The sequence below is a fragment of the Acinetobacter legionensis genome (assembly GCF_057165765.1).
The window spans coordinates 2,145,879-2,167,479 of the sequence record NZ_CM169896.1; the positions used below are offsets into that span (position 1 = coordinate 2,145,879).

Genomic DNA, 21,601 nt, shown 5'->3' on the forward strand with positions numbered 1-21,601 from the left:
TTCCAACTTAACCATGTATAAAAAAGGATAAAGACGATGACTACGATTACACACCAAACAGCCGAGACTCAATTCATTGAAGTCGATGGAGCAACTTTTGCATATCGTCGCTGGGGGAATCCAGATACTCAACAACCACCTTTATTTTTTCTGCAACATTTCCGTGGTGGTTTGGACAATTGGGATCCGTTAATTACTGATGGGTTAGCAGCAGGGCGAGAAATCATTTTATTCAATGGTCGTGGTGTTGCTTCATCCACTGGTCAGCCACGTAACCGCATTGAGGATATGGCTGATGATGCTGCCGCAGTGATTCGTGCATTGAATTTAAATCAAGTCGATCTACTCGGTTTTTCACTAGGAGGATTTCAGGCACAGGATTTGGTACGTCGTCACCCTGCACTGGTTAGAAAATTAATGCTTTTGGGTACAGGCCCAAGAGGAGGAAAACCACGTGGTGATGATCCAGATGTACCAGCGTTGGTCTTGAAGCATGCAACCAGTGCTGTACCTTCTGAAGAAGACTTTCTATTTTTATTTTTTGGTCGATCGCCAAAAGCAATTCAAGCAGGTCGTGATTTTTGGCAACGTCGCCATCTGCGTAAAGATCAGGATCCCGCAAGTTCAGTCGATGTGATGCAGGCTCAGATTGAAGCCAATATGCACTTTTTACCGAAGCTTGATGAACAAGATCCATTTGCGCATTTGCGTGAGATTAAACAGCCGACTTTTATTCTGAATGGTGTGGATGATGTAATGATTCCGACGATTAATGCCTATCAGATGGCACTAAATATTCCAAATGCACAGCTATTCATTTACCCAGATGCTGGGCATGGCGCACAGTTTCAGTATCCAGAACGATTCGTTAAGCATGCCATACAGTTTTTAGATGAGTAATCGATCAGAATTTCCTTAGAGTTTTTATATATTGATGAACTGAGAAATAAAGTGATGAAATTTAAATTATTACTGTGGATGTTGACTAAGCTATTACAACGAGCTGTGAAAACCAATCCAAGATGTGCTGCATACGTGAAAGATAAAAATGTCACATTCCAAATCCAAACGACAAGTGGTGAAGGGCGTTATTTTGAAGTCAAAAATGGCAAGATAAAGTCTTATGCTGGACAAACTAAATCTCCAAGTTTTACTTTTACCTTTAAAACAGGTAGTAAGGGTTTTACAGTGTTGTCAGCTAAAGATAGTGTGAATACATTTTTAACAGCGCTTAGAACACAGGATCTTGTGATTACTGGAAACTTTGTAGATGTGATGTGGTTTCAAAGTCTAGTGGACTTTATTCAACCTCATTCTAAATTATCTTCAACTGTGTGAGCGAAGCTATGACTCATTTGCCATTAAAAACGAATCTCCTAAATCAGCCTTTAACTTTACCGAATGGTGTGGTGATTCCAAATCGTTTGGCTAAAGCAGCAACCAGTGAAACCTTAGCCACCTATTCCAATAATCCAACTGAAAAGCATATACGTTTATATCAACGCTGGGCGTCTTCAGGGATTGGCATGATTATCACGGGTAATATTATGATTGATCGACGTGCCTTAGGTGAACCAGGGAACGTTGTGATTGAAGATGAGCGTGATTTCGAAATTTTGAAGAAGTGGGCGAAAACTGTTACAGAGCAAGGTTCACAATTGTGGGCACAATTGAATCATCCGGGGAAACAATCACCAAAAGGATTAAATGCTCGTAATATTTCTGCATCAGCAGTGCCATTTGGTACTGAAATGCAGTCTTTATTTGCTACCCCAGATGAAGCAACTCATGACGAGATCATAGAGATCATTCAACGCTTTGGTCGTAGTGCTGTGATATGCAAAAATGCTGGATTTAGTGGTGTTGAAATCCATGCTGCACATGGCTATTTGATTAATCAGTTTTTATCTCCATTACACAATTTAAGAACTGACGAGTGGGGTGGTACACCTGAAAAACGTCGTAAGTTTCTAATGGACGTTTATACAGAAATACGAAAACAGGTCGGTGCAGATTTTCCTATAGCCATAAAACTTAATTCAGCTGATTTCCAAAAGGGTGGATTTACTGAAGAGGATTCTTTAGAGGTTATTAAGGCATTAGCAGCCGCAGGGATTGATCTGATTGAAATTTCAGGTGGCACCTATGAGTCTGGTGTAGCTAAAGCACCACAAAAATCTTCAACGATTATACGTGAAGCATTTTTTATTGATTTTGCAGAAAAGGTTAGAGCACATGTAAAAACTCCCTTGATGGTGACAGGAGGTTTTAGAAGTGCGGAGGGGATGAGTCAAGCGTTAGAATCTAATGCATTTGATGTTGTTGGAATTGCAAGACTCATGGCGATAGACCCTGATGCTCCCAAATATTTGTTAGCAGGAACCAATAGCAAACAAGCGGTTCAACCGATTAAGACTGGCATTAAAAAAATCGATAGTCTTGGGATTATGGAAGTGCTGTGGTATACCCAACAACTTAGCCGTATTGCTCAAGGTAAAGCACCAAAACCTAAAGAAAGCGGTTTATGGGCATTTATTAAATCTGTTTTACGTAGTGGTTGGGGAACGTATGCGACACAACGGACCCGGATAAAATCATAAACCACTCGTTGAACCTATAAAAAAGCACCCAGAAAGGGTGCTTGTTAGCATTATTCACCTTGTTGGCGAATAAGTCGTGTACCAATTTCCGCACCAGTTACCTGATCAATTACGATTGGTTCAATTTCAGTACCATTTTCAGCATCAAGAAACTTAACCATTTCTTCAGGATGCTCATAAGGTTTGTGTTTACGTCCCCATGCTCCAATTACAAATAGGACTGGTAGAAAATCTTGGCCTGCTTGAGTGAGTACATATTCTTCACGTGGAGGATGTTCTGAATATTGTCTTTTTTCAAGCAATCCTTCATCAACCAAAACGGATAAGCGTTTAGTTAGCATTGTAGGCGCAATACCTAAGCTTTTACGAAATTGATCAAATCGAGTAAAACCAGCATGTGCATCACGCAAAATTAACATGCTCCAAGCATCGCCAAGAACTGAAAGACTTCTTGCGATTGGACAGACTTCAAGATTGGTATTTTTACTCATAAGAATTAATAAATTTGAAAGTTACTACTAAAACAATAGTAACATACTCTGACTTATTCAACTATGCTTTACTTTTTAAAGAAAAGTTATTCATCAATAACTTCTGTTTTTGCTTTATAAGTTCTCATAAATTTTATTATGTAAAACTTGATATAAAAAGGAATAAAACCCACCATATCAGTATTAATGAACTAAATTGCAAGTGTTATCTATATAACAATCAAAAATTTACACTATATTCATAGTGGTGAGATAAATAATTATTAAAAGATAAAAACTAAATTATAGAGCTTTAGGAAAACACAATTCAAAGCATATACCTTCGGAGCTATTGAATGCATGATATGTTCCCTGATGAAGAGTCATGATTGAAGCTACAATAGATAGACCTAATCCACCAGTTCTATGATAAGTATTTCTACTGGTATTACACTGATAAAATCTTTCAAAAAGATGATCCAAATACTCAGAGGGAATTTCTAATTGACTAGTGGTAACTGATAATACGAGCATAATGGTGTTGTTGATTAGTTTTTTATTGCTGTTGATATAAATAGTTTTGTGGTTGCCTCCATGAATCAGTGCATTTGAAATAAGATTATAAAGTGCTTGTTGCACTAGTTCTAGATCAGCCCACAACTCAGATGCCTCTAGCCTGAAAACAAATTTACATGATTGTTCTTCTGCTTGATATTGCAAAATATTGCAAACATTTTCTAGTAATGATTGAACTTGAATCTGTTGCTTGTGTATGAGAACGTTATGAGTATCTGCGCGGGCTAAAAATAACATACTATCAACCATTCTTTTTAAACGTTGATAGTCTTCTAAGTTTGAAATCAAGAGTTCTTGATACTGTGCGGGACTGCGTTCACTCATAATTAAAATTTCGGTTTGACCGATTAAATTGTTCAATGGGGTTCTAAATTCATGTGCAATGTCTTCAGAGAAACGATTTATTTGTTCATACCCCATTTCAATTCGCTCGAGCATGGCATTGATATCTGATGCAAGCTGTTCAATTTCTTGTGGAGGACTTGTCACATTTAATCTTTGCTCAAGTTTGTGAATATTAATCGCATGAGTCTGCTTTCGTAGAGATGTTAAAGAGTTTAATCCCACACGACTTGCAATCGCACAGAGAATAAATATAGCTAACAGACCTGTAAAAACATAAATGAAAAGTTTTTTTTGAAATGGCGAAAGAATCGCTAGCCTTTCAGACCACTGTTTTCCAGCAATTAAAACATAAGGTTGTTGATTGATTTTGATGGTTTTCCAAGCAATACGGGTTGGGTAGGCATGAGCAGATAAATCACGAAATTGAATTTGGGGTTCATGAGTGAATTGAGGCAGCGGAATAGAAAGCGGATTGATATTAATGAGAATATGATCGCCCCGAATCAATAGAAACAAATTATCCTTATTTCCCAACATATTTTGATACAGCTTCGGGCGAGCGATAATCTGTTCGATATTGCTACTATCTTGAAGCAAAATTTCCAAGCGCTCAATTCGCTCAACCAAAGCCCGATCTTGTTGGGTAATTAAAATCTGGTTGATGCCTAGATAGGTCATAAATGCTACAGTACACAAGACTATTGCAGCGCAACTTGTGACCAATAGCGTTAATCGTAGTTCTAGCGAGGGAATTGGTTTCAACATTATTTTTCTACCGAAACTCTATAACCGAGACCACGAACAGTATGAATTAATTTTATTTCATGCCCTTCATCAATTTTACTGCGTAAGCGCCGCACCGCTACATCTATAAAGTTCGTATCGGTATCAAAATTAATATGCCAAACTTCAGAAGCTATTTGCCTGCGCGTAATAATTTCATTTTGATGAAGGAGTAGAAAGCGCAAAAGATTAAATTCTTTTTTGCTAAGTTCTATCAGCTGATCATTACGCCAAACTTTGTGATGAATCGGGTCCATTCTTAAGTTACCAATCTCTAACTCATTTTCCTGCAAATACAGTTGCCGCCTAAGCAAACTTTTAATTCGAGCCAGTAATTCAATATAAGAAAAAGGTTTGGCTAAGTAGTCATCAGCACCCAATTCTAGACCTTTAACCCTATCGATAATCTGGTCTTTTGCAGTTAAAAAAATCACGGGAATATTGGAAAATTGTCGCAATATTTTCAATACCGCCCAGCCATCGATATCGGGCAGCATTACATCTAATATGACCAAACTATATGAATGCATTTTTAATTTTTCCAAGCCTTCTAGTCCTGAATGAACACATTCAGCTGCATAGCCAGATTCACTTAAACCCTTAACCAGATATGAGGCGATCTTCACTTCATCTTCGATAATAAGAATACACATTTTATTCAGACTCATTTTGAAGATGACAACTTTGTAATGTAATTGTCATGCTTCAAATCATTCAGGTTGTATAAGATTTTTTAAAAATTAATTCAGGGCAATCATGATGAACAAACTCAAAGGGCTTATTGCAACAGTAATGCTGATGAGTAGCAGTACTTTTGCACAAACGATTCAATTGAATCAAGTTTACTCACTTGATTTTAAAGCAGCACAAACTCTTGTTGATGCTGCGATGACTGCGTGTCAAAAAATACAACATAACATTGCTGTAGTGGTGGTTGATCAAGGCGGAAATACCTTGCTCGCGAGCAGGAATGAAAATGTCGGACCACATAATTTGGGGGCTGCCGAGAAAAAGGCTTTTACCGCTTTATCGACTAAAACAACTACCTTGTTATTGAGCCAAAATGCTCATGAAAACAAGGATACAAAAAATTTAACGACCTTATCAAATTTACTGTTGTTAGGCGGCGGTTTCCCTGTGCGCTATGAAAACAAAGTGGTCGGTGCCATCGGCGTTGCGGGAGCAGGGGGCGCAAAAAATGACCATTACTGCGCTGAAACAGCTGTTCAGTCTATTTTCAATCCTTAAGGAATCCATCATGTTTAAAAAATTATTGCCACTCTCAACGCTATTATTGACCTCAATGACTTTTGCACAAACTAACCCCTTAAGTGTGCATGTGTTGAATCTGGAAAATGGGCTGCCTTCGGCTCAAGTCGAGGTGGTACTCGAAAAAAGTACTGGGAATAAATGGGTAAAGTTAAATCAGCAATATACGGGTTCCAATGGCCGTATTACTGCACTTTTTCCTGAAAATCAGAAGTTCGAAGCAGGCACTTATAAAGTCACATTTAAAACAGAAAACTGGTTTAAAAAGAACAATCAAAATACTTTCTTTCCTGAAATCCCTGTCATTTTTAAAGTGGATGGAAGTGTCAGCCATTATCATATTCCTCTACTTTTAAGCCCTTATGGATATTCGACTTATAGAGGCAACTAAGATTTAAAAGGGCTAGTCTAACTAGCCCTTTTATTTGTGTTTAGTCCTTAAATTAGAGAAAAATCACAAAAAATTCATGATTGTATTGTTATGATTTTAGTCAGATTAGAGTTGATAAAGCTTATTGACGCTTCATGATGATTAAAAACGAGAATGGTATGAATCAATTTTCTGAAGAAGACATATCCAGAATTATCGAAATGGCTTGGGAAGATCGAACTCCTTTTGAAGCTATTCAACGTGAGTATGGTTTAAATGAAGCAACTGTGATTCGTTTCATGCGAAAAAACTTGAAAGCATCTAGTTTTAAAATGTGGCGTGAACGCGTGACCGGCCGAAAAACCAAGCATCTGCAGCTGCGTTCACCCGATGTGATACGGGCCTATTGTTCACGGCAATACAAGCGTTTCTAAGTATTTGATTTTGACTACCGTCTTGACTCACGTTAACATCGTTCAGAACGATATCGTACTTCCTCCCAGCAGCGGTACCATTTCTTGAGCCAAGTAAAAGGGCGTATGGCGGTAAAATCAGGGCAATTTTTGAGGATGATGGGCTAGATAAGTGGCTTACTCAACAACTTCGGCCATCAGGATCACATCGCGGGTACGGTCCAGTGCTTTAAGCGTAGCAAGCTGATAACGCATAGCCATTCCAGACCCGATGAAAGAGAGAGCAGTGTAAATCTAGACAGTTCAATTTTTGTGAAAATACAGATTCCCAAAAAGCTATCTTGTCAGATACGGATCAACGATTGTACAGAAACCATCATGATTAGAATAAAGCCCTATTTATCTATAAAAATTTCAAGCCATGTGATGAATGGAGCACCTAAAGTTAAAAAATTATATTTTCTGAAGCATACATTAATAAATTTCGATATCTAATATTCACGCTTTGTTCACATCTACTTGGTTTATCTTAATGATGAAATCAAAAATAAGGCTTAAAAATGAATACTCTATTCAAGTCATTTTTTACAGCTGCGACGCTGGCTATAATCAGTTTGTCTATGACTGCTCAAGCAGAAACTGTTACACCTCAGGCTGTAGATGAAGTTGATATTCAACAATACGCTGGAAAATGGTATGAAATTTCTCATTTACCGATGTATTTTCAGCGTAAATGTATAGCTAATATCAACGCAGAATATAGTGTTAATGAGGATCAGACAGTGAATGTATTGAATAGTTGTCGAACTGCCAATGGTGAGATGATAAGTTCTGAAGGAGTTGCATATCCGCAAAATAGGGGGAATAGCAAATTAAAGGTCAGCTTTTTGCCTAAAGGTTTAAGATGGATACCCTTTACTAAAGGTCATTACTGGGTATTACGAGTAGACCCGGAATATAAAGTGGCACTGGTGGGTGGCCCAAGTAATAAATACCTATGGATTTTGTCACGTGAACCGCAACTAGATGAAGCAACTTATCAGTCATATATAAACACTGCGAAAGATTATGGCTATGACGTGACAAAACTTATCAAATTGCCTCATTAATCTGCTAACCTTTTGCCGAACTGATAAATCTCTCAACAGTTCGGTTTTTTTATTTACTTCACATAAAATTCATACCTGACTGATTACACTCATCAAATAGAATAAATACAATCGCTCGAAAGTAGGATGAGTCCATGTTGAAAACTCTGATGCGATGGATAGACAGTTGGTCCACACCCACAGCGCCCGAAACACTGACGGCTGAAAACAGCAAGATTCAGTGGCAGCGGATTTTACCCTTTATTCTGTTGCATCTGGCTTGTCTAGCAGTGTTCTGGGTGGGAGTGTCGTGGTTTGCAGTGGGCTTTATGCTGCTGTTCTACCTGATTCGTATGTTTTCCATTACGGCTTTTTTTCATCGCTATTTATCGCATAAAACCTTTCAGACCTCGCGTCCAGTGCAGTTCCTATTTGTATTACTAGGCACCATGAGTGCACAGCGTGGCCCCTTATGGTGGGCAGCCCATCATCGTTATCACCACCGCTATACAGATTCTTCACAAGACCCGCATTCATCTACCCACGGTTTTTGGTATAGCCATGTGGGTTGGTTTCTGAATGAATATAACTTTGCCACGCGTAAAGAAGTCATCAAAGACTGGCTGAAATATCCGGAATTAATCTGGCTGGACCGGTTTAGTCTAATTGTGGTGCTGTTGACCGCGGGTGGGATTTATGTGCTAGGAGAATGGCTAGCAATAGCTTGGCCGCAACTGGGGACTTCCGGCTTGCAATTACTAGTCTGGGGATTTGTGGTGTCCACCGTGTTGCTGATCCATGCGACCTTATGTATCAATTCACTGGCGCATCATTACGGTAGCCGTGATTTTGACACTGATGATCAAAGCCGCAACAATTTATTCTTGTCTATCATTACTTTGGGCGAAGGCTGGCACAACAATCACCATTATTATGCAGGCAGTACCCGACAGGGCTTTTACTGGTGGCAGATTGATGTGACCTATTACCTCCTAAAAATTATGTCTTGGCTCGGGATAGTCTGGGGCTTAAAGCCAATTCCAAAACGGGTCTATGACGTCAGTAAAATTGCTCAACTTAGAAAACAGAAAAAACTCACCACGACGGGCGCTCACACGATTCAATCGAAGGAATTACAATGAAAATCGCGATTATTGGTTCAGGTATTTCCGGTTTGTATGCGGCCTGGAAATTAAGCAAAGCACATGAGGTCACGGTCTTTGAAAAAAATAATTACTTTGGCGGCCATACCGATACCCATCAGTTGAATATAGATGGCGAACAGGTTGCAGTGGACAGTGGCTTTATTGTATTTAATGAGCATAACTATCCACTGTTCTGTGCAATGCTCAAAGAACTCGGGATTCAATCGCAAAGCAGTGACATGGGCTTTTCGGTCAACAATCAAGTCACTGGCTTGCAGTACAATCCTTCAAAAAAATTCTCGCTGTTGTTCCGACCGCAAAACTTCTTTAACGCTGATTTTCGCGTGATGTTGTCGGATCTGTTCCGTTTCTATGCGGCGAATAAAGATATTGATATTGAACAGGTCGATGCACAGCTCAGTATTGATGCATATCTCAATCGACATGACTATTCCGAAGCCTTTCGTCAGGAACATCTCTATCCTATGTGCGGGGCGCTATGGTCCTGTCCAGTAGAGCAAGCTGGACAGATTCCGTATAAATTTGTGGTGAGCTTTTTTCAGCACCATCGTATGTTGCAGCTGAAAGAGCGACCTTCGTGGCTTACGGTCAAGGGTGGATCAGCTCGTTATGTTCGTGCCATTCAGGCCCAATCGAATATGACTTTCCGCAAGACAGGTGTGCTTCATGTATCCCGTAGTGCCAATGATGTAGTGATTGAAACTGGACAGGGCAGTGAACGTTTTGACTGGGTCATTTTTGCCAGCCATGCTGATGATAGCTTGAATTTACTTACAGACCCGTCAGCGCAAGAGCGGGAAGTACTTGGCAAGTTTCGTTATCAGGATAACCATATGGTGGTGCATTCCGATACTCATATCATGCCCAAATCCAGACGCCAATGGGCCAGCTGGCATGTACATGTGACACCTAGTCGTGTAACCGAATCAACTCCATTCCAGCATAGTAGCATGCATTATGGTTTCAGTTACTGGATGAACCAGTTGCAAAACCTGAATTGTAAAACCCAAATCTTTGCCACACTCAATCCTAACTTTAACCTTGATCCGAAAAAAATATGGGTAGAACGATATTATCGTCATCCAGTATTTGATGCTGCCGCGATTGAGGCACAACAACGTTGGGCTGAGGTTAATGGTCAGAACCGGACGTCATACTGTGGTGCCTACTGGGGCTGGGGCTTTCATGAAGATGGAGCGCGTAGTGCTTCATGGGTTGTAAATCAGTTGCTGCAACACACTGAGCAAGCGGCTTAGGAGTACAGAATGCAAATGTATCCACTGGCTATCGCTTCTACCGAAATTCGCCATCGTCGCTATTTGCCCAAATCGCATGCTTTTGAGGTGAAGCTTAGCTATTTATGCTTTGATCCGGATCAACTGGCAAATTTTACCCAAAAATCTTGGTTCTGGTCTTCTAGTTGCTGGAATTTATTGACCTTGGATGAACGTGACTTTCTGAACATGGAATATGGCTCGATTCGGCAGAAAGTTGCACGGTTACTGATCAAGCACGAAAACTATCATTTACCACATGCTGCATCTATTCGTGTACTGGCTTTACCACGCACACTGGGTTTTCGTTTTAATTCTGTGGTGTTTTATTTGATCTTTGATACGACCGATCAACTGATTTTTATACTGAGTGAAATCACCAATACACCGTGGAATGAACGTCAGGTGTACATTCTCGATTGTCGGCACAATGTAACTAAACATACGCCTTACCAGAGCCACCAGTTTGACTTTAAAAAGGCCTTTCATGTGTCACCATTCATGCCGATGTCACTGGATTATCGTTGGCGTTTTAGCTTTTCAGAACAGCAAAATGTGATTCACATGCAGCTGTTTGAACAAGAAATATTGCAATTTGATGCCACGATGAAATTTAAGCTGCAAGCCATCACACTTCCTTCACAGCAACATCGATATGCTGTATTAAAAGTTCTTGAGCCCTTTAGGATGGTGAGCGGGATTTATCTACATGCTTTGCGCTTATGGAAAAAGAAAATTCCGTTTTATCGGCATCCTAAAAAAGAAAAAGGAAAGACATGACTATGAAAACACTGTTAATGGGAGAGCATACCGAACTGCCGATAGTCCTACGCCATATGCTGAAATTGCGTCATGGTCAGCTAATATTTAAAGGTATCTGGAATGGTCTGGTCGGGGAAAATTACAGTGACTTGCATGCAGTAATTCAAGTTCACGACCAACGCCTTATCGATTTGCTGTTCCGTAATGGTGTACTGGGGGCAGCAGAAGGCTTTATTCGTGGTTACTGGAGCAGTGAAGATCTGGTCAACGTAATTCGTATTCTAGCACGTAATCGTGATGTGCTTGATCGGATGAATCAAAATGTAGTGGCAAAAGCCAGCCAGTTGGTACTCAAGGCTTGGTATAAATCCCGCAAGAATTCGATTGATGGTAGTCGTCAGAATATTGCTGAGCATTATGACTTGAGCAATGATTTTTTTAAATTGTTCTTAGATTCCAGCATGATGTATTCCAGTGCGGTGTTTAAAGAACCCTGTATGAGCTTGGAACAAGCTTCAGATTATAAAAAAGAACTGATCTGCCAAAAACTTCAATTGCAACCGATGGACCATTTGGTTGAAATTGGCAGCGGCTGGGGAGGCTTTGCCATTTATGCGGCTCAGCATTATGGCTGTAAGGTGACCACCATTACCATTTCCAAAGCTCAGTACGATGAAGCACTCGCCCGAGTTGCTGAAGCAGGGCTGTCTCATCGGGTGTCTGTACAGCTTCAGGACTACCGTTTACTCGAGGGTAAATACGACAAATTGGTGTCCATTGAAATGATTGAAGCAGTTGGTGAGCAATATTTACCAACTTATTTCCGAAAATGCCGCGAGCTCCTCAAGCCGAATGGTCTAGCCTTGATACAGGCGATTACGATTGAAGATGCACGCTATGTTAAAGCTTTAAATACGGTAGATTACATTAAGCGTTATATTTTCCCCGGTAGTTTTATTCCATGTATCAGTGTGATGACGCAAACGGCTTCTGAGCAAAAACTTCGTCTCAAACATCTGGAAGATATTGGTCAAAGCTATGCACAAACCCTGAAGTGTTGGCGCCAGCGTTTTCTGGAGCAGCGTGATCAAGTACTGCAACTTGATTTTGATGAGCGTTTTATCCGCATGTGGGATTTTTATCTGTGTTATTGCGAAGGTGGTTTTAGGGAGGGTGTGATCAGTGATGTTCATTTGCTGTTTGAAGCCAGTGCTTACTAAGCAGAAATAAAACAGGAGGGCGACATGCTGCTAGATTTATTTTTGCTCAATGTCTTCATCATGCTCTGTAGCTGGGTGTTGGTGACCTATAACCGCAGAGCAGGGCTAGTCGATGTCGCTTGGAGTTTCAGTATTGCCCTTAATGTGATTATTGCCGCTTGGGTGATTGACAGTGCGCCGATGTTGGTTCGGTTATTTCTGGGACTGGCGAGTGGGATCTGGTTTTCACGGCTGACTTGGCATCTGTTACGGCGCTATGCCAATGAAACCCAAGAAGACACGCGTTATGCCAACATGCGCCGAGCGATGGGGGATTATCAGCATCTTGGTTTTCTGGTGTTTTTTATATTCCAGGCAGGTTTGGCTCTACTGTTTTCTTACCCAATACTGAAGTTGTTAAGTATCTCGACCGAGCAATGGAATGACTGGACTTTGGTCACTGTGATTGTGGCGGGCATGATCATGCTCTCGGCTTTGATAGGTGAAAGCACTGCAGATCAGCAACTTTACCGTTTTAAGCTAGATCCACAGAATCAAGGTAAAACCATGGATCAGGGCTTGTGGAAATATTCGCGCCATCCGAATTATTTTTTTGAATGGCTGCATTGGTTTGCCTATCCAGTGCTCGGTCTGGCAGCAGGATGCTATGGATTATGGATTTATCCACTGCTGATGTGGCTATTCCTGTACTACTTTACGGGGATTCCTTTTAGTGAAAAACAGGCGCTCGCCCACCGTGGTGACAACTATAAAGACTATCAACGACGAACTTCAATGTTTATTCCGTGGCCACCCAAAGAGTAGGTAAATACATGGACTTTATGATTCAAAAAACCTTAGAACTGATCGAAAATGGCAAGGTGCCAGACCCAGTGATTCGTGCTGGTATTAAAATCTTGAGCAAAAAACGTTTGGCACAAGAAGGTCGGTTTGACCCCGCATTGGCAGCGCAGCGCTATATGGATGTGCTGACCATGCTGAAAAACAGCGAAATTGCCATTGAGACAGACAAAGCCAATGAGCAGCATTATGAACTGCCGACCGCATTTTTTCAGGCAGTACTCGGTAAGCGTTTGAAATATAGCGCGAGTCTATTTGAACATGCCGATATGACGCTAGACCAAGCCGAAGAAGCTGCCCTTGCCTGCTATTGCCAGCGAGCACAACTGAAAGACGGGCAGGATATTTTGGAAATTGGCTGCGGTTGGGGTTCTTTCAGTCTATATATGGCCGAGCATTATCCAACGGCCCATATTACAGTCGTGTCAAATTCTTCAACGCAGCGTGAGTATATTCAGGAACAAGCCCGTTTAAAAAAACTGGATAACCTTAATGTGATCACTTGTGATGTCAATGTGTTGCAACTTGAATCTGCGTCATTTGACCGTGTGGTATCGGTGGAGATGTTTGAGCATGTACGCAACTATCAAAAACTGTTTGAAAATATTAGTATTTGGCTCAAACCAGATGGCTTATTGTGGTGTCATATTTTCTGTCATCGTTTCTTGCATTACCCGTTTGAAGTCAAAAATGAGTTTGACTGGATGTCGCAATATTTCTTTAGTGGTGGTTTGATGCCAGCAGCCTCAACTTTCCTACATTTTCAGCAGCATTTACAGCTAGAACAGCACTGGCAATGGGCGGGTACGCAGTATGAACGTACCGCAAATGCTTGGCTAGAAAATATGGATAGTAAACAGGCCGAGCTAAAGCCCTTATTTGAAAAAACTTATGGCGCGGATGCCGCAATCTGGTGGCAGCGCTGGCGGATTTTCTTTATGGCCTGTGCCGAGCTATTTGGTTATGACCATGGACGCGAGTGGGTCATTGGCCACTTTCTGTTAAAGAAGAAAGCCGTATAATTGAACAATGGGATTGGCCAGCGGGGAATGCATCAATGTTAAAGCTGTTTAGGGACAAACGTGATCATCCTCTGGGTGAGGTGTTTAACCGCTACTACTGGCTGCAAATCGGATTCATTGCCTTGTCTGTGGTGATTGGGATTGGCCTCAGTGCCTGGGTGATTAAAGGTTCTTTGCTCAGAACGGCGCTAGAACAGGAAATGTCACACTACTGGCAGCGATTAGAACGTAATCCTGCCGCAGAATTGCCCGATACCAAAAACCTGTATGGTTACCGCTGGAATACTGTGTCTCCCTCCCAATTTAAGAATATGTCACTTGAGCAAGGGGTGAATCGGCATTTTGTCGATGGTAAGGAACGCATGACCGTTTATGGCGAAAAAGATGGGCAGCATGTCCTGTTAGTCTTTGGCGAAAGCAATGTCAATAAACTGGTCTGGCTGTTTGGTCTGGCACCACTGATGGTCAGCTTGTTTGTACTTTATAGTATGTTATGGTGGTGGAACCGTCGTGCCCGGCGTTATTTTTCTCCCATTACCAGGCTTGCCAACGCACTGGAACATATTGATTGGGAAGATTATAAAAATCAGGCTTCACCGTTTCATGACATCCGGACTGATTCAAATCTGGAAGCGGAATATCTGAAGCAAGCGCTAGAAAAATATCATCAGGTATTAAGCGAGTTTATTCAGCGTGAACGTGAATTTACTGGTGATGTCAGTCATGAGCTTCGCACACCACTTACCATCTTAAAAGGCAATGTGCAGTTGTGTCAGGCACGCTATGGGGACAATAAATCATTTACTCGCTTGAACAACACCATTGAAGACATGCAACTATTAGTTGACACACTACTGGCTATCGCCCGCAATACCACCAATACTTTAACCGCTGAATCGACTATGCTTTCTGAATGTCTGGAAAATGTAGTTCAGGATCTGGATAGTGTTAGCCATAACAAAGGCATGCGGATAAATTTTCAAAAAGATCTAAACGAACAGCCACGTAAACTTTACCCGTCGATGACCAAAATGGTATTTGGCAATATTTTGAGGAATGCACTGAATTATTCACAAGGCACAGAAATTGATGTCATTTTGCAAAAAAATACAGTATTGATTGCAGATAATGGTGTCGGCATTCCTTTACCGAATAATTCAAAGGTACAAGAACTGTCGGGGCAGCAATTGCAATTAGAGATCAAAGGTCATGGCATTGGACTGCAATTGGTACAGAAGTTGTGCAAGCAGCTTGGCTGGCGAGTGGAATTGTTTGATCGGCAGTATTATCTCAATACCCATCAGGATGTTGATCTGGCGATGACGACTGGACTGATTGTCGTCGTGTATTTAAATTAAGGCTGGGCTTCTAGAGCTTAAGCTTCTAAAGTGATCTTTAACCCTACACCAGATATGGTGTGAATTAGTTTTTGCTCAAAAGGCTTATCGACCATTTTACGCAAATTATAAATATGACTACGCAGGGCATCGCTTTCAGGCTCTTGATCCCCCCAAAGCTCTATCATAATTTCCTGTTTAGTCAGAACTTTAGGCGAATGACGCATCAGTAGTTTGAGCAGTTTGAATTGAATGGGGGGCAGTTCAATGGTTTGTCCTCCACGAGTCAGTTGCTGTGTTGCAGGGTCCAGAATAAGATCATGAATTTGAAGACGGCTAGAGGAGACTTCACCCTGTGAACGCTTGATCAGAGCTTTGACTCGAACCACCAGCTCATTAAAGTCAAATGGCTTGACTAGATAATCATCCGTGCCTGAATTGAAACCTTTGAGTTTGTCATTCAACGTATCACGTGCGGTGAGCATCAGCACAGGGAGGTCCATACCTTCTTTATTTCGTAGCCATTCACATAGTTCATAACCCGAACCATCAGGTAAGTTAATATCTAAAAGTAAAATATGATAGCGTTGCTGCTTGAGCAATTGGCGCGCAGCATTTAGGTTTCGAGCATGATCGACCACAAAACCATGCTCTTCTAGAAACTCGCATAGGGTAGATGCCAGTTCGTAATGATCTTCAACCATCAAAATAAAATGTTTAGACATAACTGTAGAGACTACTTTATTAATTGCTGTTTTAATTTAGCACTAAATGGCTGAGGACCTAGCCATATATTAAAATATTGCTGGGCTAATGGGTTCTGGAGTTGTCCCTGCACTTTCTGGTTTAAGTATAGGCTTAATGTGTGTGTGGCATGGCTATATTTTAGTTGGTATAGATCTCCTGAGTTCACTGGACGATACAGATCGGTGATTGGATTGAAAACAGCCTGAATCTTTTGATCTTTGATATTACGTTGGAGTAGATGTCTGGCTGCACGTTTGAATGCCCATTCTGGAATATTCTGCGTATAGGTAAAATCCATCTGCATGTTTTGTCCTTGCCAAGGCTGATTACAGTTTTGCGCAAAGTAACTGGCCACACCGACCTGTTTTTGTCCCACCATTAGTGGGCCATTACCACATTTATTTAAGTTCTTCGCATGCGCCCAGGAACCAAAACTCCCGAGCATCAGTACAGTGGTTATGGCTACTTTTTGAAAGGCAGTACCCATGAATAGGTTCCTCCTACATATGGCAAAGAACGATACAGACCATTGGCCGGATCCCAAAAATCTTGTTGGAAAATAATCTGATGGTTTTGGTTGACCTTTATTTCACTGATGCCAAATGAATCCATTGTTCGTGTCTTCCCTAACATTTTAAAATCATAAACCATATGCCAATGTACATAGGCAGAGTCTTGATTATATGAAGTATTTAATAGACTGACAGTTACATTACTCACTCGCTGGTTCATACCGTGAAAATGTTCAAGCAGTTTTTTACGCGATGAAAATTGCGACAGAGTATCGTTAATAAAAAGCTGATCTGCATACAGTGCTCCAGCATTTTCAACGAATTTAGGTGTGCCCAAGGTATTAAATGCCGAAGTGAAGCGGGTACCGATTTCTAGTGCTTTTGCATCATCTAAGGGTATTCCCTGAATACTCGCTCTGGCATTTGCATAATCAGAGGAGTAACGAGGAACACTTTTACATCCTGACAGGAAAAGCACTGGTAAGGATAAGGCAATTGCCATTAACGTTTTGACTTGATTCATGTTCACTGTCCATCTTCACAGTTTATTTTTATACTTTAGGTGAGTTAAGGTGAATAGAATGTGAAGATGAAAGTTAAATGTAATTCATATAATAGAATTTTTATGACTATTCAAACAGTTTTTCTATTATTAAATATTTTAAAAGTCACTATTATCATACATATGTGACATACGTTTTTGCTTTGTTTCTAAATAATCTTTGTTAAAAATATTTAAGCCAACTTTTAAAGGAATACGTTCAACAACGTTGATTCCAAAATCAGTTAAAGATTTAATTTTAAATGGGTTATTTGTGATTAATTTTACATTTTGTATTTTTAAATAACCTAACATAATGGCACACATGTCATATTTACGAGCATCTGCAGGTAAATTTAATAATAAATTTGCATCAAGAGTATCATGACCTTGATCTTGAAGTGCATAAGCTCGAATTTTATTGGTTAGACCTATGCCACGGCCTTCTTGGCGTAAGTATAAAATGATACCTTGGCCTGCTTCATTGATCATTTTCATAGTTGAATGTAATTGTGGGCCACAATCACATTTTAGTGAAGCAAAAGCATCACCTGTTAAGCATTCTGAATGAATTCGGACTAGTACAGGTTGAGAAATAGTATTAATTCCTTTGACAAGAGCAATATGTTCTTCACCAGTACTTTGATCTTGAAACGCTATAATTTCAAAATCGCCAAAAGCAGTAGGTAACTTTGATTTAGAAATAAATTCTATAGCCATTTAACTATACCCCTGTATTTTAAAAATTAAACTATTACTTTCCATTTAAAAATAGTTCTTAGATAGTGAATTTTATGTGAAAATACAAGAGTATTTAGTGTGTGAAGTAAAGTTCAAGAAAAATCACTAAAGAGTCACTTAATAAAGAGCCATATTAAAAGAGGCCGTGGTGTACTTCGCAAACCAGTCCAAATGAGGCACCTCTTTATTCGGGACAACCAGCATATATGGCCTGTTCGTCGTTTATGTTCATCACAGTAGTTATTATGCATGCTTAAAGCAACCCACCAGTAAAACTGCGAGAAAACAGCAACAGCTTTCATGATTGATTAAATAGTTCTAGCTGGAATCTGACGGAGTCTATGGCTATCGTAAACCTAGAGCTTACACTTGTACTCTAGCTGTCATTGCCGCAAACATGTTAGACCGACAAATTTAACCCAACTCATCCTAATCAGCTGTGGGTTACTGACATGAGAAGCACTGCTTCGTAAGGTATCCGTACTCATGAAAGATGGCTATATCTAGCAGTTGTGACTACCTATTTTCACGTCTTGTTGTTGGCTCGTCTATGAGGTCGAGATTCACAACAGATATGGTATTAGATTTACTGATGGATTTGTGGCGAAGGAACCCAAAGAACGCTGATCAATTCTGACCAAGATAGCACGTTCACCAGCCATGAATGGCAGACATTTCTTAAGCATCATAATCTTGAAAGCATTAGGAGCAGACGACTTGCGCAGTATACTGCTCAGGTCATGAGAATGTTGTTGCTGAAAGCTTCTTTTCGTTGTTAAAGAGAGAACCTATCAAGAAGAAGATTTATTTAAATAGATCTGAGGCTAGAACCGTTATCATTGAATATATTGAGATGTTTTATAATTCAAAACGCAGACACGACTCCAATGGTCAACGTTCTTCATTAAATTATGAAAAGGCCCATAAAAATATGGTTTTGTGTGTATAAAATTTTGGTGGCTATTCACAACTAATTAAAATAATGAAGCTAGGGTTTTGAAAGCTACGATTTCTGTTTGGCTTTTTGGCGTAAGACATACAAATATAAGCTTTCTACTTTTTCACGTGCCCATGGTGTAGTACGTAAGAATCGCAATGATGACTTAACACTTGGATCTATGCAAAAACATCTAATTTCAATTTTACGACTTAAGCCTTCAAAGCCATCGTAGTAATCCAATAATTCATCCAAAATGTCAGCAAGTTTTTTGCCGTGTAGAGGGTCATTGGAGGCGTTCATAATAGATCAACCATATTTTGGGAGACCACCATTATAACCTGAGCTACTTGAAAAATGAGAGGGTTGGAATTTAAGCGTAATTAACATAGAAAACTACAGCTTATCTTACTATTGATGTGTGCTGAAATTACAGGAGACTTCCACTTGAGTGGTTCAAGACAACTGTTGTACTTGAACGAGTGAAAGTTACATTATAGGTTCTCGAAATAGATAAAAAAATTAATTTTTTAGCCAAAACCAGATTTATGTCACAAAAGTGACTAAATCTTTCCTAATTAAAAAAATACAAGAGAACTTAAGGTTGAAATTTTTTTTCATTACCCCCCTTCAAAAGTAAATTTTATTGACCTAAAAGTACTCAAATATATAAAAAAAATGTTTTTTAATCTTATCAGTTCATTGTCTTTGACTTTGGATATTTCGCAGCTCATTCTACTTTCACTAAGCGATGAAATGCTTATAGGCTCAGGACTAGAAGATGTTGAGAAAATATCTTTTGTAGTAGTTATTGAACAAACATAAGCATGATAATCGACAGTTTTATCTCAGAAATATTATGGAATATCCCTCTTATAAATTTGGATTTACTTCAAATTATGAAGAGAGTGCAAAGAGGATGAAAATGAAAGAAATTATCTGTTCTACAAATGCACCAGAAGCAATTGGTCCATATTCACAAGGTATTGGATTTCAAAATTTAATCTTTACCTCAGGGCAATTACCTTTGATTCCGGAAACAATGCAATTTCCTGAAGGTGGTATTCGTGAGCAAACACATCAATCATTACTCAATGTTAAAAGTATTTTAGAGGCTCAAGGTTCTTCGCTTGAATACGTGATCAAAACAACATGCTTTTTAGCAAATATGGCTGATTTTTCAGAATTCAACGAAATATATCTAGAGTTTTTCGGAACAAATAATCCACCTGCACGCTCATGTGTCGAAGCTGCTCGTTTACCTAAAGATGCACTTGTTGAAATTGAAGCTATCGCTTTTAAACCTGAATAGAGTTAAGGACCATTTTTTCACATGATTTAAAGAGCAAGATAGAGCATGTTTAGTATTAGTAATAACGAATTGTATTCAGGAAAGAGTAGCCCACTTTTTAATAAGGAGATCGCCTGCAAAGTCCGTAATTTGCATCGTAAAATAGAAGGTTATCAACCCACTCCTTTAATCTCATTGGAATATTTAGCTAAAAAGTTAGGTTTAAAAAACATTTTAGTTAAAGATGAATCACGACGCTTTGGTTTAAATGCATTTAAAGTTCTTGGTGGTTCATATGCGCTAGCTAAATTACTTGCTGAAAAGTTAAATATTGATATGAATCAGTTTGATTTAAAAAATATTAAAACTTTGCTGAAAGAACCCGTTGTATTTACCACTGCTACAGCCGGAAATCATGGGACAGGCGTTGCTTGGGCTGCGAGAGAAATGGGGCAAAAAGCAGTTGTGTTTATGCCTAAAGGTGCTGCAAATACAAGTGTAGAAAGAATCAAAGCGTTAGGTGCAGATTGTATCGTCACAGATGTGAATTATGATGATACCGTTCGTTTAGCTAACAAGACAGCCCATGAAAATGGATGGCTTCTTGTGCAGGACACGGCATGGGATGGTTATGAGACGATCCCGACATGGATTTCTCAAGGTTATATGACTATGGCTGATGAAGCCGTAGAACAACTCAATGAATTTAAAGATTTAGTACCTACCCATATTATGCTTCAAGCAGGTGTAGGGGCGATGGCTGGTGGAATTCTAGGGTATTTGGTTGATGCACTTGGTATCCAAAATTTTAAAGCCATTGTTTCAGAACCTGTTACAGCCGATTGTGTTTATCAATCTGCACAAGATAAATCTGGACAGCTTATTGCAGTCGATGGCGACTTAAATTCAATTATGGCTGGTTTGGCTTGTGGTGAGGTCAATCCAATTACATGGCCGATCTTAAAAGATTGTACGTTTGCTTTTGCAAAAGTCGAAGATTCTATTGCTGCGACTGGAATGAGAATTTTAGGTAATCCATTAAAGGGTGATGAACCCATAACGAGTGGCCCTTCTGGTGCAATTAATCTAGGATTACTTTATGCACTTAGTAACAACCCAGAACAGGCATGTCTAAAAGAAAGTTTAGGTTTAAATGATGAATCAGTTGTACTGATTTTTAGTACGGAAGGTGACACAAATACCGATCTATATAGAAAAGTGGTGTGGGAAGGAAGTTATCCTTACTAACCATAGTGTTATTTAATCAAATATAGATCGTTTAGATAGACAAGGAATT

Annotated in this window: 25 protein-coding genes and 1 pseudogene; 17 read left to right on the plus strand and 9 right to left on the minus strand. The window is 39.7% G+C overall.

Features of this window, described 5'->3' with window-relative positions; all coding sequences use genetic code 11:
* Positions 1–36 precede the first annotated feature (36 nt).
* From AC2G3J_RS09800 to AC2G3J_RS09810, 3 genes are read left to right on the plus strand one after another with little or no spacing between them, the layout of a single operon-like run.
* A complete protein-coding gene (locus AC2G3J_RS09800; protein WP_136143774.1) occupies positions 37–900 on the plus strand; it encodes an alpha/beta fold hydrolase in 864 nt (287 codons plus the stop codon).
* Positions 901–951: 51 nt separating this feature from the next.
* Complete coding sequence (locus AC2G3J_RS09805) at positions 952–1,338, plus strand: helicase (RefSeq protein ID WP_136143775.1); 387 nt, start codon at positions 952–954, stop codon at positions 1,336–1,338.
* Between the two features lie 8 nt (positions 1,339–1,346).
* Positions 1,347–2,600: an NADH:flavin oxidoreductase/NADH oxidase family protein gene (locus tag AC2G3J_RS09810; RefSeq protein ID WP_483771032.1), complete on the plus strand. Its 1,254-nt coding sequence runs from the start codon at positions 1,347–1,349 to the stop codon at positions 2,598–2,600.
* Positions 2,601–2,650: 50 nt separating this feature from the next.
* Here the strand turns inward: AC2G3J_RS09810 and AC2G3J_RS09815 are convergent, their stop codons facing one another.
* The 3 genes from AC2G3J_RS09815 to AC2G3J_RS09825 form a co-directional block, all read right to left on the minus strand.
* Positions 2,651–3,091 (minus strand): winged helix-turn-helix transcriptional regulator, encoded by a 441-nt coding sequence (locus AC2G3J_RS09815; protein ID WP_346312865.1) that lies wholly within the window; start codon positions 3,089–3,091, stop codon positions 2,651–2,653.
* A gap of 282 nt (positions 3,092–3,373) precedes the next feature.
* Entirely contained in the window at positions 3,374–4,759 is a 1,386-nt protein-coding gene (locus AC2G3J_RS09820) for a heavy metal sensor histidine kinase (protein WP_483771071.1), read from the minus strand.
* Positions 4,756–5,427, minus strand: a complete 672-nt coding sequence (locus AC2G3J_RS09825; RefSeq protein ID WP_087012929.1) for a heavy metal response regulator transcription factor — start codon at positions 5,425–5,427, stop codon at positions 4,756–4,758. Before AC2G3J_RS09825 ends, AC2G3J_RS09820 begins: the two co-directional genes overlap by 4 nt.
* Positions 5,428–5,533: 106 nt before the next feature.
* On the opposite strand from AC2G3J_RS09825, the gene AC2G3J_RS09830 reads away from it, so the two are divergent.
* The 3 genes from AC2G3J_RS09830 to AC2G3J_RS09840 all read left to right on the plus strand — a co-directional run bounded on the left by AC2G3J_RS09830 (position 5,534) and on the right by AC2G3J_RS09840 (position 6,847).
* Positions 5,534–6,022, plus strand: a complete 489-nt coding sequence (locus tag AC2G3J_RS09830; RefSeq protein ID WP_171304210.1) for a GlcG/HbpS family heme-binding protein — start codon at positions 5,534–5,536, stop codon at positions 6,020–6,022.
* A gap of 10 nt (positions 6,023–6,032) precedes the next feature.
* Entirely contained in the window at positions 6,033–6,434 is a 402-nt protein-coding gene (gene uraH / locus AC2G3J_RS09835) for a hydroxyisourate hydrolase (RefSeq protein ID WP_087012925.1), read from the plus strand.
* Positions 6,435–6,592: 158 nt separating this feature from the next.
* A complete protein-coding gene (locus AC2G3J_RS09840; RefSeq protein WP_087013149.1) occupies positions 6,593–6,847 on the plus strand; it encodes a TIGR03643 family protein in 255 nt (84 codons plus the stop codon).
* A gap of 32 nt (positions 6,848–6,879) precedes the next feature.
* On the opposite strand, the gene AC2G3J_RS09845 is transcribed toward AC2G3J_RS09840, so the two are convergent.
* Positions 6,880–6,987: a DUF2256 domain-containing protein gene (locus AC2G3J_RS09845; protein WP_087013147.1), complete on the minus strand. Its 108-nt coding sequence runs from the start codon at positions 6,985–6,987 to the stop codon at positions 6,880–6,882.
* Positions 6,988–7,386: 399 nt separating this feature from the next.
* On the opposite strand from AC2G3J_RS09845, the gene AC2G3J_RS09850 reads away from it, so the two are divergent.
* From AC2G3J_RS09850 to AC2G3J_RS09885, 8 genes are all read left to right on the plus strand, one after another.
* Positions 7,387–7,935 (plus strand): lipocalin family protein, encoded by a 549-nt coding sequence (locus AC2G3J_RS09850; protein WP_087012923.1) that lies wholly within the window; start codon positions 7,387–7,389, stop codon positions 7,933–7,935.
* A 134-nt stretch (positions 7,936–8,069) separates the two neighbouring features.
* Complete coding sequence (locus tag AC2G3J_RS09855) at positions 8,070–9,056, plus strand: acyl-CoA desaturase (RefSeq protein WP_483771033.1); 987 nt, start codon at positions 8,070–8,072, stop codon at positions 9,054–9,056.
* Positions 9,053–10,336: an NAD(P)/FAD-dependent oxidoreductase gene (locus AC2G3J_RS09860; RefSeq protein WP_483771034.1), complete on the plus strand. Its 1,284-nt coding sequence runs from the start codon at positions 9,053–9,055 to the stop codon at positions 10,334–10,336. Before AC2G3J_RS09855 ends, AC2G3J_RS09860 begins: the two co-directional genes overlap by 4 nt.
* Positions 10,337–10,345: 9 nt before the next feature.
* Positions 10,346–11,134 carry a DUF1365 domain-containing protein gene (locus tag AC2G3J_RS09865; protein ID WP_483771035.1) on the plus strand — a complete coding sequence of 263 codons (789 nt, stop codon included), beginning with the start codon at positions 10,346–10,348 and terminating at the stop codon, positions 11,132–11,134.
* A complete protein-coding gene (locus tag AC2G3J_RS09870; protein ID WP_004981573.1) occupies positions 11,131–12,336 on the plus strand; it encodes an SAM-dependent methyltransferase in 1,206 nt (401 codons plus the stop codon). The genes AC2G3J_RS09865 and AC2G3J_RS09870 overlap by 4 nt, the downstream gene beginning before the upstream one ends.
* A 24-nt stretch (positions 12,337–12,360) precedes the next feature.
* Positions 12,361–13,140, plus strand: a complete 780-nt coding sequence (locus tag AC2G3J_RS09875) for a DUF1295 domain-containing protein (RefSeq protein ID WP_346312868.1) — start codon at positions 12,361–12,363, stop codon at positions 13,138–13,140.
* Between the two features lie 8 nt (positions 13,141–13,148).
* Positions 13,149–14,198 carry an SAM-dependent methyltransferase gene (locus AC2G3J_RS09880; RefSeq protein ID WP_483771036.1) on the plus strand — a complete coding sequence of 350 codons (1,050 nt, stop codon included), beginning with the start codon at positions 13,149–13,151 and terminating at the stop codon, positions 14,196–14,198.
* A gap of 35 nt (positions 14,199–14,233) precedes the next feature.
* Positions 14,234–15,556, plus strand: a complete 1,323-nt coding sequence (locus tag AC2G3J_RS09885) for a sensor histidine kinase (RefSeq protein WP_483771072.1) — start codon at positions 14,234–14,236, stop codon at positions 15,554–15,556.
* Between the two features lie 17 nt (positions 15,557–15,573).
* Here the strand turns inward: AC2G3J_RS09885 and AC2G3J_RS09890 are convergent, their stop codons facing one another.
* The 4 genes from AC2G3J_RS09890 to ribA form a co-directional block, all read right to left on the minus strand.
* A complete protein-coding gene (locus tag AC2G3J_RS09890) occupies positions 15,574–16,260 on the minus strand; it encodes a response regulator transcription factor (RefSeq protein ID WP_004981566.1) in 687 nt (228 codons plus the stop codon).
* Positions 16,261–16,271: 11 nt separating this feature from the next.
* Positions 16,272–16,769, minus strand: coding sequence for a chalcone isomerase family protein (locus tag AC2G3J_RS09895; protein ID WP_483771037.1), 498 nt, complete (start codon positions 16,767–16,769; stop codon positions 16,272–16,274).
* The gene (locus AC2G3J_RS09900; RefSeq protein WP_483771038.1) at positions 16,745–17,317 is read right to left on the minus strand and encodes a nuclear transport factor 2-like protein; all 573 of its coding nucleotides are present in this window, start codon (positions 17,315–17,317) and stop codon (positions 16,745–16,747) included. Before AC2G3J_RS09900 ends, AC2G3J_RS09895 begins: the two co-directional genes overlap by 25 nt.
* A 138-nt stretch (positions 17,318–17,455) precedes the next feature.
* Positions 17,456–18,055, minus strand: coding sequence for a GTP cyclohydrolase II (gene ribA, locus AC2G3J_RS09905; protein WP_483771039.1), 600 nt, complete (start codon positions 18,053–18,055; stop codon positions 17,456–17,458).
* A 153-nt stretch (positions 18,056–18,208) separates the two neighbouring features.
* On the opposite strand from ribA, the pseudogene AC2G3J_RS09910 reads away from it, so the two are divergent.
* Positions 18,209–19,025: pseudogene (locus tag AC2G3J_RS09910) on the plus strand (IS3 family transposase); the annotation flags it as partial.
* A 54-nt stretch (positions 19,026–19,079) separates the two neighbouring features.
* Here AC2G3J_RS09910 and AC2G3J_RS09915 read toward each other — a convergent pair.
* The gene (locus tag AC2G3J_RS09915; protein ID WP_004720475.1) at positions 19,080–19,316 is read right to left on the minus strand and encodes a VF530 family protein; all 237 of its coding nucleotides are present in this window, start codon (positions 19,314–19,316) and stop codon (positions 19,080–19,082) included.
* Positions 19,317–19,938: 622 nt separating this feature from the next.
* On the opposite strand from AC2G3J_RS09915, the gene AC2G3J_RS09920 reads away from it, so the two are divergent.
* On the plus strand, positions 19,939–20,325 hold the full coding sequence (locus AC2G3J_RS09920; protein ID WP_336951128.1) for a RidA family protein: 387 nt from the start codon (positions 19,939–19,941) through the stop codon (positions 20,323–20,325).
* A 45-nt stretch (positions 20,326–20,370) separates the two neighbouring features.
* Positions 20,371–21,552: a diaminopropionate ammonia-lyase gene (gene dpaL, locus AC2G3J_RS09925; protein ID WP_483771040.1), complete on the plus strand. Its 1,182-nt coding sequence runs from the start codon at positions 20,371–20,373 to the stop codon at positions 21,550–21,552.
* Positions 21,553–21,601: the final 49 nt, after the last annotated feature.